Below are 13,113 nucleotides of genomic sequence, written 5' to 3' on the forward strand. Positions count from 1 at the left end.
CCCCTTTTGGAAACCGGTTTCGATTCTGAAAGGGGATTTTTATCATCAATGGGAAAAGTAAAAATAAATAATTAGACAAAATAATATGGCAGTGGGATGGGGGATCTATATGCGGAAGCTCTTACATAAATACGTTAAGAAGCAGAGAAATAATAGTCATCACCGAAATGTTGTTACATTACCTTTAAAGCTAACTGTTGGAAGGAAGATTTTTTCTGTATTTGCTATCATTTTTATTTTAATCGCCGTTCTTAGTGTTTCTACTCTTAATGGATTAAACACGATGAATAAGAAATCAAGTGAAGTAGAGGATGTGTGGCTTCCATCGGTAGAGAGGCTAGGGGAAATGAGGTATCTCGTTGAACAGGTTGCAGCATTTCAACTGTTTTATGCTAGTGCCGAAACAATCGGAGAATTGAACCAATTTGATGGACGCTTTGATACGATTTTTAGTAGATTAGACGAGTTGTTCGAACAGTTTGAGAAAACGATCTCAACTGAAGAGGAAGAAACCATTTATAGCGGATTTCAGGCAGAGTGGGATAAATATCTTGTAGTTCACGAGGAAGTTCTTGCCCTATCCAGAGCCAATCAAGACGATGAAGCTAGTCAAATTATTAAACAATCCCGACAACAGATTGAAACCGTTGAAGGTTATCTAACACAGCTAGTCGAGTTAAATCAAGCAAAGGCAAAGGAAGCTGCGGAAGAAAGACATCATGTAACAACAACTGTATTATCCACTATAGTTATATTAATTGTGGTTGCTTTAGTCATTTCAATCATTATGGGGCTCCTTCTATCAAGAGGTATATCTCGACCATTGTCAGCGATGTCAAGGAGTGTGAAGCAGGTAGCGCAAGGAAACTTAATGATAGAGCCAATTTCTGTTAAAAATAGGGATGAGATTGGTAAACTAGCAACGGATTTTAACACCATGACAGACAATCTAAAGCAATTGATTGTAGAAGTGATGAAAAACTCTGAGCAAGTGGCAACAACGTCGGAAGATCTCTCAGTCAGTGCGGAACAAACACAAACAGGAAATGCTTCTATTTCTACTGCTATTAAAGAGGTGGCAGGCGGTGCAGAAAACCAAGTAACGCGTGCTTCAGAGGCAAATAGCGTGATACAAGAGATTTCAAAAGGAATGACACAAGCGGCACGTTCGATACAATCTGTTTCAGACCTAACATTAGCAACAAACGAGAAAGCAACAACTGGTCAAGGAATAGTTTCGCAAACAGTTATTCAAATGAATGAGGTGCAACATAAAGTTCAACACACCTCATCTGTCATGAATTCATTAGGCAACAAATCAAGCCAAATCGGCCAGATCCTTTCTTTAATAACAAATGTAGCTGATCAAACCAATTTATTGGCTCTAAATGCAGCTATTGAAGCAGCAAGAGCTGGCGAGCATGGGAAAGGATTTGCAGTTGTAGCCGATGAGGTCAGAAAACTTGCAGAGCAATCAGGTCAAGCTGCTGAGGAAATTAAAAAAGTAATCTATGAAATGCAAACAGAAGTTGATCATGCACTAAAGTCAATGACAGATGGAATCAATGCTGTTAATGAAGGAATTATAATGGTCAATAAAACGGGGAATTCCTTTGAGAATATTGTTGAAATGGTAGCTGATGTTGCATCACAATCACAGGAAGTATCAGCTATTGTGGAGCAAGTAAATGCCAGCACGCAAAGTATGGTTAGTTTAATCGAGGAAATCGCAAACATATCTGTTTTTTCAGCAGGAAATACAGAAGAAGTGGCTGCATCAGTTGAAGAACAAAATGCGATTATGACAAAAGTTACTTTGTCATCAGAAGAATTAAGTCAAAAGGCATTAGCACTTCAGGAGCTGGTAAAGAGATTTAGAGTTTAGACTGAATTGTTAGAATACTCAAACGATAGTGCTTTCTATTAAAATGGGTCTATAGTATACTGGATTTTGTATTAGCGTTTACAAAGGGGTGTTTTAACTGTGGGGGAAAAGGTTTCTGAATCTTGTTTTTTATTTTGGAAACCGATTTCTATGAATAATTCACATCAAACAAGGGGGATTTATTTTGAAACACGGAATGGCAAAAAGGATTATGGCACTAATAATGGTTCTTGGATTATTAACATCATTATTACCGAATTTTGTTTCAGCAGCAGAAGCTGATTACAGCAGCTTGCTTGGTGGACCAGGGAAAAGACCCTCTCAAGCGGGGGCATTAAGCCTTAAGGTTGTAAATGGACAAAAAACACTTGTTGATAAAAATGGTCAACCGATTCAACTCCGTGGCATGAGCACTCATGGTTTACAATGGTTTCCAGGGATTTTAAATGAAAATGCGTTTTCAGCTCTTTCAAATGACTGGGGTTCAAATCTTATTCGTCTTGCGATGTATGTTGGTGAAGGCGGATATGCTTCAGATCCAAAAGTGATGAAGCAACGTGTCATTGATGGGATTGAATTAGCAAAGGCAAATGATATGTATGTCATTGTCGACTGGCATGTACATGCTCCGGGAGATCCAAATGCTGATGTTTATAAAGGGGCATTGAATTTCTTTAAAGAAATTTCAAGTCTTTATCCTAACGATCCACATATTATCTATGAATTAGCTAACGAGCCAAGCAGCAATAGTAATGATGGACCGGGATTAACAAATGATGCAGAAGGCTGGGCAAAGGTAAAATCATATGCTGAACCAATTATTAAAATGCTGCGTGATAATGGAAATCAAAACATTGTCATTGTTGGGAGTCCGAACTGGAGTCAGCGTGCAGATTTAGCTGCTGATAATCCAATTGACGATCCTAATACAATGTACACGGTTCACTTCTACTCGGGGTCACATCCAGCTGCTTCAGATAGCTCAAATCGTGAAAATGTAATGAGTAATGCAAGATATGCGCTAGAAAAAGGACAAGCTGTTTTTGCAACAGAGTGGGGAACAAGTGAAGCAAATGGAAACAATGGTCCGTATTTAGAGGAAGCCGACCAATGGATCAACTTCTTAAATGAAAACAATATTAGCTGGGCTAACTGGTCCTTAACAAATAAAAATGAAACATCTGCAGCCTTTACTCCATTTCAATTAGGGAAAACAGAGGCAACTGATTTAGATCCAGGTGCGGATCAGGTTTGGGCACCTAAAGAATTAAGCTTATCAGGTGAATATGTTCGTGCTCGTATCAAAGGGGTTTCATATGAGCCAATCGATCGTACAAAATATGTTAAAGTTCTATTTGATTTTAATGATTCCACACAAGGCTTTGGCGTAAATGGAGACAGTCCCGTAAAGGATGTGACGTTAAAGAATGTGGATGGAACTCTGCAAATTTCAGGACTAAGTGCAAGTGGTGATGTTACTGCAGACAACTATTGGGCAAATGTACGCCTGTCTGCAGATAACTGGGGAGAATCAGTTGATGTTTTAGGTGCCGAGGAGTTATCAATGGATGTGATTGTTGATGAACCAACAACTGTATCTGTGGCAGCCATTCCACAAGGACCTTCAGCTGGGTGGGCAAATCCTACGCGTGCAATCCAAGTAAATGAAGAGGATTTTGTAGAATTCGGAGATCAATATAAAGCGGTATTAACGATAACAAAAGAAGATGCTCCATCATTAGCAACAATTGCAGAAAGTCCTGACAATAACAAATTAGAGAATTTGATATTCTTTGTTGGAGCGGAAAATACAGATGTTATCTCTTTGGATAATATAACAGTAACAGGAAAAGAAGTTGAGATTGAAGTGATCAATGATCCAGAAGGAGCAGCAACACTTCCATCTACTTTTGAAGATGACACTCGTCAAGGCTGGAAATGGAGTGGCGATTCAGGAGTAAAAACGGCATTAACGATTGAAGAAGCAAATGGTTCAAAAGCATTATCATGGGAATTTGGTTATCCTGAAGTAAAACCAGCTGACAACTGGGCATCAGCTCCACGTCTAGACTTCTGGTCAGAAGATGTAAAACGGGGTGACAATGAGTATGTTGCATTTGATTTATATCTTGATCCTACACGTGCATCAGAAGGTGGAATGTCAATTCATTTAGTTTTCCAACCAGAATCACTAGGTTTCTGGCAACAATCCTCAGAAACTTTTAATATTGATTTAACAGCATTAGATTCAGTAGAAAAAACAGCAGATGGCCTTTATCATTACGAGGCAAAAATTGATGTTACAAATCTTGAAAACGTGAAGTCAGATACAGCATTACGTAACATGCTCCTAATTTTTGCAGATGATGACAGTGACTTTGCAGGAAGAATGTTCGTGGATAATGTAAGATTTGATAAAGCTTCTGGATCTGAAACAGATGAAGATGATGGAGAAACACCAACCAAGCCAGGATCAGGTGAAGACGATGGAGAAACACCAGCTAAACCAGGCACAGATGATGACAATACACCAGCTGATCCTGTAGGTGGTGACGATGGTAGCGAAGATCCTGAAGAAAAGCCGGTGAAAAATAGCGATAAAGCAGGTGAAAAGCTACCAAATACGGCAACGAATTCGTTTCATACACTATTATTTGGAGGGATCGTTTTACTTTTGGGTGCCGGAGCTTACTTTTATGTAAGAAGAAAACATAACCTAGAACAAGAGTAATAGTAAAAAAGCTTGTAGAGAATGGGAGTCTCTTCATGCTTTATTTGTTGCTTAGGAACCTATAAAATTCTTTGAACTTTGGATAAGTATGCGACATCCAGCTCCGAAGTACAGGGCGTGCAAGTGCAGTCATGGCGATTGACGTCGCGCTTTTGATCATCTGGAAAAAATAGATCTCAAAACTATTTGCTCCGAAAGAAATAAAATAGAAACATTTGTTCCTTTTATGAATATATCCCCTCATTACACAATATGATGAACTATCATCTGTGAAATGAGGGGATATGATTGTCGAATGAAACGGTCATCACAAGAGAGATGCTTGCTCATTTTCTTGAACTTCAGCATAAGAAAAAAGAAGTGGAAACAGAAATTGATGAATTGAAGAGAGCTTTTAATGAATATTTTGATTTGTCTGTGGGTAAAAACGCTAAAGGAGAAATGGTCCTGCGGGAATACAAGTTGCAAAGACAAATAAGAAATTCAGTGAAATTTAAACAACAACAAACCGTTAAAAAACTTGAAGAGTTAAATTTGCTCGATCTTATTGAAAAAAAGCCGGATGAAGAGAAAATAAGATCAGCCATCCAACTAGGATTGCTGCATGAAGAAGATTTAGAAGGTTGCAAAACAGTAAATACATCCCAAGCTATTTATGTAAAATACTTATCATCCAAGTAAATACAGGAGTAAATAAGAATAACCCTGTCCTAGATTTAGAACAGGGTTTTCTTATTTATTCCTCTGTATATTCACTTAAAATCTCATTGATTGTAAACTTTAGAGAATAATACACATATAAAGCTGTCATCAGTGCCGGATAGCCGTATCTTTGAGCATCATCACCAGGAATTAAAGGTTGACGTAATTTCGTATCAATATGAAAATCTGTTACAGCCTCTAAGCCTGCGTCTTCTCCTTTTACAATACCAGATACCCCAACAGTTGGAATTCCCATCTCAGTTAACTGTTTTGCTAGTAAAATGCTATCAGAATCTGTTGAAAGGTATGAAAAGAGGAGGACTCGATCTGCTTGAGACAGTTCTTTTAAATGGCCATTTTCATCAATAAGCGCCTCAGTTCGAAGTAGTGGCTCACTGCTGTTCTTTGCTTCTGACACTATTGCTTGTAACTCATTGTGTCCATAAATATATAATGTTCCTTCCCCCATCAAAGCCTGTGCCAATAGCCTAGCACTATCCTCTATAGAAAATTCCTCTTGATCTAAGATCCGGTTGAAATGTCCTGTTAATTGTGTTGTAAATATTTTCATCATAAGAGACAAACTCCTTTCTCTAGTATCGTATATTATATCGATAAAAAGGTAGAGAAGAAAGTCAGGCGTTATCGAAATATAGCTTTTATCGTAACTTAAATACGGGTAAAAAGTGTATAATATGACAAAACGGTCAGAAATTGTCGATAAAAGAATAGGAAATCATGAAGGGAAATAAATGTTTGAGACGAATTAATTATGTAGATTAGCGCAGGTGGGTGAGTAATTGACCCTTCGTTATGATTGATGAAGTGATACATGAGCGGAAAGTTTTCCTTTTTAATAAGGATAGATTGACTATAAAATATAAGAGGTGTATACAGGATGCTAAAAGAAAAAATATTAATCGTTGATGATCAGTATGGAATTCGTATTTTATTAAATGAGGTTTTTCAGAAAGAAGGGTATCAAACATTTCAAGCTGCTAATGGGTTTCAAGCACTGGAGATCGTAGAAAACCACTCTCCGGATTTAGTGTTGCTTGATATGAAAATACCTGGAATGGACGGTATTGAAATTCTAAAACGAATGAAGGTTGTGGATCAGGATATCCGTGTCATTATCATGACGGCTTATGGTGAGCTTGATATGATTCAAGAAGCAAAGGATCTGGGAGCTCTTACGCATTTTGCCAAGCCGTTTGATATCGATGAGATCCGAGAGGCGGTAAGGAAATACTTACCACTTAAAGCCAACTAATAAGAGAAAACAATCGGTAAATCCTTATAGATAAAAGGTTTATTGTAAATGAAAAGGGTCTGCTATTGTCAAACCCTGTAACATTATATTACCCAAATATATGTCGAATTGTTGCCGTTTTGTGAAGATATTGGTATGCTATAAGATGTGAAAAGTGATCATGCGAAGTTTACATATGAGGGAATTATTTGGTCATGCTAGGTATGATATACTTTTCTGTTTAAATGTTTGTTTGAAAATACACAAATTAGAAGCAAGAAGATCAAGGCGCGAAGGATTCGAGGACCGGAGTGTATGTTTTGATACGTGAGGATCGGAGAATACGAGCAACACAGAGATTCGCAGCTTATCATTTGTGGATTTTTGAACAACCTCTATAAGAAAATAAGGTCTATTAGGAGGATTTTCGACATGCCTTTAGTTTCAATGACAGACATGCTTAACAAAGCAAAAGATGAAGGATATGCGGTAGGTCAATTTAACATCAACAACCTTGAGTTCACTCAAGCAATTCTTCAAGCAGCTCAAGAAGAGAATTCACCAGTTATTCTTGGTGTATCTGAAGGTGCTGGACGTTACATCGGTGGATTCAAAACAGTTGTAAAAATGGTGGAAGGTCTTCTAGAAGACTACAACATCACTGTACCAGTAGCGATTCACCTTGATCACGGTTCAAGCTTTGACAAATGTAAAGAAGCAATTGATGCTGGATTTACATCTGTTATGATTGATGCTTCACATGACCCATTTGAAGAGAACGTTGCGACAACTTCTAAAGTTGTAGAATATGCTCATTCAAAAGGTGTATCAGTTGAAGCTGAACTTGGAACTGTTGGCGGACAAGAAGATGACGTTGTTGCAGAAGGCGTAATCTACGCTGATCCACAAGAATGTGCTGAACTTGTTAAACGCACTGGTATTGATTGCCTAGCACCAGCTCTAGGTTCTGTTCACGGACCATACAAAGGTGAGCCTAACTTAGGATACAAAGAAATGGAAGAAATTGCTGGTCTTACAAACATGCCATTAGTACTTCACGGTGGTACTGGTATCCCAACAACAGATATCCAAAAAGCTATTTCTTTCGGAACAGCTAAAATCAATGTTAACACTGAGAACCAAATTGCTTCTGCAAAAACAGTTCGTGAAGTGTTAGCTGCTAAACCAGATGAGTATGATCCACGTAAATATTTAGGACCAGCTCGTGACGCGATTAAAGAAACTGTTATCGGAAAAATGCGTGAATTTGGTTCTTCTAATAAAGCTTAATTCCAAAAGAAATAATGATATAACCGCCTTTAATAGAAAGGCGGTTATATTCTGAAAATTAAGAAAGCGCTAACATCTGTCATTAAATCCTTCTAATCCTTTACCTGGATGACTAATCTTGATAGAATAATAGTTGAACGGACTCGCCTGTGCTTGTCCGTTTTCAATTTTAGTCCTGCTGAATCTTCATATATAACATCCGCAAATAATGGCTTTTTGAATCTTCTAAAACTCATAGCATATAATTTAACTCTTTTTTTAAAAGATTATCTATCCTAAAACATTGTTGTCCAGCCTAATAGATGGTTTAATAATAGGAGGATGGTATGATTCATTTTACTGAAATTAACACATAAGTATAAATCTTATGTATTTACAGATGAATTAAAGGCAATAAAATAAATAAACAGCTTGATCCTAAATTCGGAACTAATGTTGACAAGATGTTTCATTCGGAAAACATGATGGACGTGACGTGTGAACGTATACATAATGAGAAAAGCGGAAGCGCCTTGGTCAGCCTCAGGCAAATAAGATGCAAATGAATAGAAGACTTCTTTGTCTTCAATTCATTTGGGGCTAGACTCTCGAGTTAAGTACAAGGTTTCACATGTATGATCTGTGTGCAATAACTTCGCCCTTGATGTTCTTTCCGGAAAGTCAACTTCCTAGAAGGGAGACTAACATGGAAAAATTAAAAGTTGCCGGCGGCGATTTACTTAACGGTACGGTTTCAATTAGTGGAGCAAAAAATAGTGCAGTAGCACTCATTCCAGCGACAATCCTCGCTGAATCTCCTGTGACAATTGAGGGACTGCCAAACATATCTGATGTCAATATTTTAGGGGACTTGTTAGAAGAAATTGGCGGTAAGGTCGAACTGAAAAACAATGAAATGATTGTGGATCCTTCATCCATGATTTCAATGCCTTTACCAAATGGAAAAGTGAAAAAGCTTAGAGCTTCCTATTATTTAATGGGAGCTATGCTTGGCCGATTCAAAAAGGCTGTCATTGGCCTACCTGGCGGCTGTCATTTAGGCCCCCGTCCGATTGATCAACATATTAAAGGGTTTGAAGCACTTGGTGCACAAATCACAAATGAGCAAGGAGCTATCTACCTACGGGCAGATGAGCTTAAAGGCGCTCGTATATATTTAGATGTAGTAAGTGTGGGAGCAACGATTAATATTATGCTTGCTGCTGTTTTGGCAAAGGGAAGAACGATCATTGAGAACGCGGCAAAGGAACCTGAGATTATCGATGTAGCTACTCTGCTTTCGAGCATGGGCGCTAAAATAAAAGGTGCGGGTACGGATGTAATTCGCATTGATGGTGTCGAGAAGTTGCACGGTTGTCGTCATTCGATCATCCCGGATCGAATAGAAGCGGGAACATATATGATTATCGGTGCTGCAATGGGAAGAGAAGTGATGATCGATAATGTCATTCCATTGCACCTCGAATCATTGATCGCCAAACTTAGAGAAATGGGTATGCATATCGAAACAAGTAATGATCAAATCCTTATTGTTGGCGGTCAAAAGGAATTAAAAGCCGTTGATATTAAAACACTTGTCTATCCGGGCTTTCCAACGGACCTTCAGCAACCATTCACATCGTTTTTAACAAAAGCGACAGGAACAAGTGTTGTGACAGATACGATTTATTCTGCCCGCTTTAAACATATCGATGAGCTAAGAAGAATGGGAGCAACAATAAAAGTAGAAGGACGCTCAGCTATCGTATCCGGCCCAACAAAGCTTCAAGGAGCTAAAGTGAAGGCAAGTGACTTACGTGCCGGTGCAGCGTTAGTATGTGCAGGCTTAATGGCAGATGGAATTACAGAGATCACAGGTTTAGAACATATTGATCGCGGATATAGTCAACTAGAAGAAAAACTAACAGGACTGGGTGCAACCATCTGGCGTGAAAAAATGACGGAAAAAGAGATTGAACAGCTGCAAAATTCTTAAAACAAGAGAAATCAAGGATTATCCTTGATTTCTCTTATGGTTCCTTCAATTTTTGCCTCTTACGATAAGCATATTTTCCAAAAATCATTGATTAAATCTTTGAAATAGGGTTAAAATAAAGAGTGCTGCATTGAATGAATACTACAAAAACTACTTCAAGCTCACCTTCATTTCCTTCTCTATCCAAAACGTAACTAGTTTTTCTCTTCATTAGTACAATAGATAGCTTTATTATTTAGACAAGCTCTCAATTTGAATTGAGTCTGAACATTGATAGGTGAAAGTTAAAGAAAATATTGAAAATTGAAAAAGAGTGGTGTTTTTATGAGTCAGGTTTCAATTTCTTCATTAGAACATATGAAACTGAAAGAATTATATGAGCTTGCCCGCCAATACAAGGTTTCCTACTATAGCAAGCTAACGAAAAAGGAACTAATTTTTGCAATCTTAAAGGCAAATGCAGAGCAAGAGGATTTATTATTTATGGAAGGTGTCTTAGAAATTATCCAATCTGAAGGATTTGGTTTCTTAAGACCAATTAATTATTCACCTAGCTCAGAGGATATCTATATTTCAGCTTCCCAAATTAGACGTTTCGATCTACGAAATGGTGATAAAGTTTCCGGTAAGGTTCGTCCTCCAAAAGAAAACGAACGTTATTACGGTTTATTACATGTAGAAGCTGTAAATGGGGAAGATCCAGAAACAGCTAAGGAACGTGTTCACTTCCCGGCATTAACACCTCTATATCCAGATAGACAAATTTTTCTAGAGACAAAACCAAACTATTTATCTACAAGAATTATGGACCTCATTGCCCCTGTCGGCTTTGGACAACGTGGTCTTATTGTGGCACCTCCTAAAGCGGGTAAAACCATGCTATTAAAGGAAATTGCCAACAGTATTACGACAAACAACCCAGAAGCAGAGCTCATCGTCCTATTGATTGATGAAAGACCTGAGGAAGTAACAGATATCGAACGTTCTGTTGCCGGGGATGTTGTCAGCTCTACATTCGATGAAGTTCCTGAGAACCACATTAAGGTTGCAGAGCTTGTCCTTGAAAGAGCCATGAGATTAGTTGAACATAAGAAAGATGTTATTATTTTAATGGATAGCATCACACGATTAGCTCGTGCCTATAACCTTGTTATTCCGCCGAGTGGTCGTACACTATCAGGTGGTATTGATCCTGCTGCATTCCACCGTCCTAAGCGTTTCTTTGGTGCGGCGCGTAATATTGAAGAAGGTGGAAGCTTAACAATTCTTGCAACAGCATTGGTTGATACTGGTTCACGTATGGATGATGTCATTTATGAGGAATTTAAAGGTACAGGTAACATGGAACTGCATCTTGACCGTTCACTAGCAGAGAAACGAATTTTCCCTGCCATTGACATTCGCCGTTCTGGAACACGTAAAGAAGAGCTTCTTATTCCAAAAGACCATCTGGAAAAACTGTGGGCAATTCGTAAGTCCATGACAGACTCACCGGATTTCGTTGAAAAATTCCTTCGTAAGCTTCGCCAAACGAAATCAAACGAAGAATTCTTTAGCAACTTAGATGCAGAAATGAAAGGATTACGGAATCGCTAAGGTACTTATGCTTTTGTTAAATAGTGGAAATTTTACATCGTATCTGACTTACTCTGTTGCCTTGCTGGAGCACCTAGCCCGAAGCACAGGACGTTTAAGTGATGACGAAGGTGCTTTTCGCTTTTCTAGTAATATTTAACTTCAGCTTGATTTTAGATCTGGCACTTGTTATAATTTCATCATGTGCTTTTCTAGGATATTAGTTCGTCAATTGGACGAGTTGACCTACCTAGATATATAACTCTGTCTCGAATGATTCAGGGCGGAAGGAGATGAAAAGAATGAAAACAGGAATTCATCCAAACTTTAATAAGGTTATGGTGAAATGCGCTTGTGGTAACGAATTCGAAACTGGTTCTGTTTTAAACGAAATCAAAGTTGAGGTTTGTTCTGAGTGCCATCCATTCTACACTGGACGTCAGAAATTTGCAGATGCAGGTGGACGTGTAGATAAATTCAACAAAAAATACGGCCTTAAACAACAATAAGGATTTCCTCAACAGGCAAGACAACTGGCTCTTGCCTGTTTTTTTACGCCTACTTTTGCATTTTTTAGGTGTGAATTTGGTTATCCTACATATATTGGTAGGGATTGTTAAACGGAATAATCATGTCGTTGGCATGTCATATAGATGAATATTGATACTAGGATTTGGTCAATTGATTCAAAGAATTAAAATTTGTACTTAGTGTTGGTGTCTAACTCCAGCACCTAGACCCGAAGCACAGGGCGTGCAAGTGCAGTTATAGCGATTGAAGTCGCGTTTGTAACTGTCTCGGGGTCATAAACCAATTTGGAATTGAAGACAAAAAACGCCTGCTATTCCAAATCGTCTTATGCCTGACGGGTCTGATCAAGGCGCTTGCGCTTTTCAATGGAAGGGAGAGGCCGTTTCATGTATGTTATGAAGCAAAGTGGTTGGCTTGAAATCATCTGCGGAAGCATGTTTTCAGGTAAATCTGAAGAGCTCATTCGAAGAGTGAGACGAGCAACATTTGCCAAGCAGGAGGTAAAAGTTTTTAAGCCTGTTATCGATAATCGGTATAGTGAAGAAAGTGTCGTATCTCATAATGGAACGGCGATCATTTGTAAACCGATCTCTAAATCTGAGGATATTTTTGACTTTATTACGGAAAAGACGGATGTCATTGCTGTTGATGAAGTACAGTTTTTTGATGATAATATTGCTGATGTGTTAACATTATTGGCGAATCAAGGATACCGTGTGATTGCGGCAGGTTTAGATCAGGATTTCCGAGGTGAGCCATTTAGTGTTGTTCCTAAGCTAATGTCACTTGCAGAGCTTGTAACAAAGCTTCAGGCTGTATGTTCTGTGTGCGGATCACCGGCAAGCCGTACACAAAGATTAATCAATGGACAACCGGCATCCTATGATGATCCTATTATTTTGGTTGGTGCATCTGAATCGTATGAGCCTAGATGCAGACATCACCATGAAGTGCCAGGTGCACCTGTAAAAACCTTTAAAAAAGAGAATAGTGCAGCTAATTCGTGAAAAAACCTATGCCTTAAAGAGAGAAGGCATAGGTTTTTTTGTTTTTCAAAAAATGTCGCATCTTCTGTAAATTTGTAAGAGTGATGTAAAAATAGTGTAAATAGATGAAGGAGGATTGAGAATCCTTAAAAAGAATAATACCTTGGTATATATACATCTCCTCTA

The 13,113-nt window shown here is 38.3% G+C and carries 10 protein-coding genes; 9 read left to right on the forward strand and 1 reads right to left on the reverse strand.

The genetic code is table 11. The features are described 5' to 3' along the window. Positions 1–109: 109 nt before the first annotated feature. The 3 genes from AC0L8O_RS23695 to AC0L8O_RS23705 all read left to right on the forward strand — a co-directional run bounded on the left by AC0L8O_RS23695 (position 110) and on the right by AC0L8O_RS23705 (position 5,297). The gene (locus AC0L8O_RS23695) at positions 110–1,885 is read left to right on the forward strand and encodes a methyl-accepting chemotaxis protein (protein ID WP_473445741.1); all 1,776 of its coding nucleotides are present in this window, start codon (positions 110–112) and stop codon (positions 1,883–1,885) included. A 184-nt stretch (positions 1,886–2,069) separates the two neighbouring features. After that, the gene (locus tag AC0L8O_RS23700) at positions 2,070–4,616 is read left to right on the forward strand and encodes a carbohydrate-binding domain-containing protein (protein ID WP_473445742.1); all 2,547 of its coding nucleotides are present in this window, start codon (positions 2,070–2,072) and stop codon (positions 4,614–4,616) included. 288 nt (positions 4,617–4,904) lie between these two features. Further along, the gene (locus AC0L8O_RS23705) at positions 4,905–5,297 is read left to right on the forward strand and encodes a hypothetical protein (RefSeq protein ID WP_026563081.1); all 393 of its coding nucleotides are present in this window, start codon (positions 4,905–4,907) and stop codon (positions 5,295–5,297) included. A gap of 55 nt (positions 5,298–5,352) precedes the next feature. Here AC0L8O_RS23705 and AC0L8O_RS23710 read toward each other — a convergent pair whose 3' ends face one another. Next, on the reverse strand, positions 5,353–5,892 hold the full coding sequence (locus AC0L8O_RS23710) for a DUF2529 domain-containing protein (protein ID WP_473445744.1): 540 nt from the start codon (positions 5,890–5,892) through the stop codon (positions 5,353–5,355). A 324-nt stretch (positions 5,893–6,216) separates the two neighbouring features. On the opposite strand from AC0L8O_RS23710, the gene AC0L8O_RS23715 reads away from it, so the two are divergent. The 6 genes from AC0L8O_RS23715 (at position 6,217) to AC0L8O_RS23740 (ending at position 12,948) form a co-directional block, all read left to right on the forward strand. After that, the gene (locus AC0L8O_RS23715) at positions 6,217–6,591 is read left to right on the forward strand and encodes a response regulator (protein ID WP_473445746.1); all 375 of its coding nucleotides are present in this window, start codon (positions 6,217–6,219) and stop codon (positions 6,589–6,591) included. A 411-nt stretch (positions 6,592–7,002) separates the two neighbouring features. Next, positions 7,003–7,860 carry a class II fructose-bisphosphate aldolase gene (locus AC0L8O_RS23720; RefSeq protein WP_026563084.1) on the forward strand — a complete coding sequence of 286 codons (858 nt, stop codon included), beginning with the start codon at positions 7,003–7,005 and terminating at the stop codon, positions 7,858–7,860. Positions 7,861–8,545: 685 nt separating this feature from the next. Next, complete coding sequence (locus AC0L8O_RS23725) at positions 8,546–9,835, forward strand: UDP-N-acetylglucosamine 1-carboxyvinyltransferase (protein ID WP_026563085.1); 1,290 nt, start codon at positions 8,546–8,548, stop codon at positions 9,833–9,835. A 324-nt stretch (positions 9,836–10,159) separates the two neighbouring features. Then, positions 10,160–11,431 carry a transcription termination factor Rho gene (gene rho, locus AC0L8O_RS23730; RefSeq protein WP_026563086.1) on the forward strand — a complete coding sequence of 424 codons (1,272 nt, stop codon included), beginning with the start codon at positions 10,160–10,162 and terminating at the stop codon, positions 11,429–11,431. 281 nt (positions 11,432–11,712) lie between these two features. After that, entirely contained in the window at positions 11,713–11,919 is a 207-nt protein-coding gene (gene rpmE / locus AC0L8O_RS23735; RefSeq protein WP_078432012.1) for a 50S ribosomal protein L31, read from the forward strand. Positions 11,920–12,327: 408 nt separating this feature from the next. Further along, complete coding sequence (locus AC0L8O_RS23740; RefSeq protein ID WP_473445749.1) at positions 12,328–12,948, forward strand: thymidine kinase; 621 nt, start codon at positions 12,328–12,330, stop codon at positions 12,946–12,948. The last annotated feature ends 165 nt before the right edge of the window (positions 12,949–13,113 follow it).

The sequence above is a fragment of the Metabacillus sp. KJ11-3 genome (assembly GCF_055808295.1).

Excerpts from the sequence above, each read along its gene's own strand:
- AC0L8O_RS23695 (WP_473445741.1), top strand. The coding sequence starts at position 110 with ATGCGGAAGCTCTTACATAAATACGTTAAGAAGCAGAGAAATAATAGT.
- AC0L8O_RS23710 (WP_473445744.1), bottom strand. The coding sequence starts at position 5,892 with ATGATGAAAATATTTACAACACAATTAACAGGACATTTCAACCGGATC.
- AC0L8O_RS23715 (WP_473445746.1), top strand. The coding sequence starts at position 6,217 with ATGCTAAAAGAAAAAATATTAATCGTTGATGATCAGTATGGAATTCGT.
- AC0L8O_RS23720 (WP_026563084.1), top strand. The coding sequence starts at position 7,003 with ATGCCTTTAGTTTCAATGACAGACATGCTTAACAAAGCAAAAGATGAA.
- AC0L8O_RS23725 (WP_026563085.1), top strand. The coding sequence starts at position 8,546 with ATGGAAAAATTAAAAGTTGCCGGCGGCGATTTACTTAACGGTACGGTT.
- rho (WP_026563086.1), top strand. The coding sequence starts at position 10,160 with ATGAGTCAGGTTTCAATTTCTTCATTAGAACATATGAAACTGAAAGAA.
- rpmE (WP_078432012.1), top strand. The coding sequence starts at position 11,713 with ATGAAAACAGGAATTCATCCAAACTTTAATAAGGTTATGGTGAAATGC.
- AC0L8O_RS23740 (WP_473445749.1), top strand. The coding sequence starts at position 12,328 with ATGTATGTTATGAAGCAAAGTGGTTGGCTTGAAATCATCTGCGGAAGC.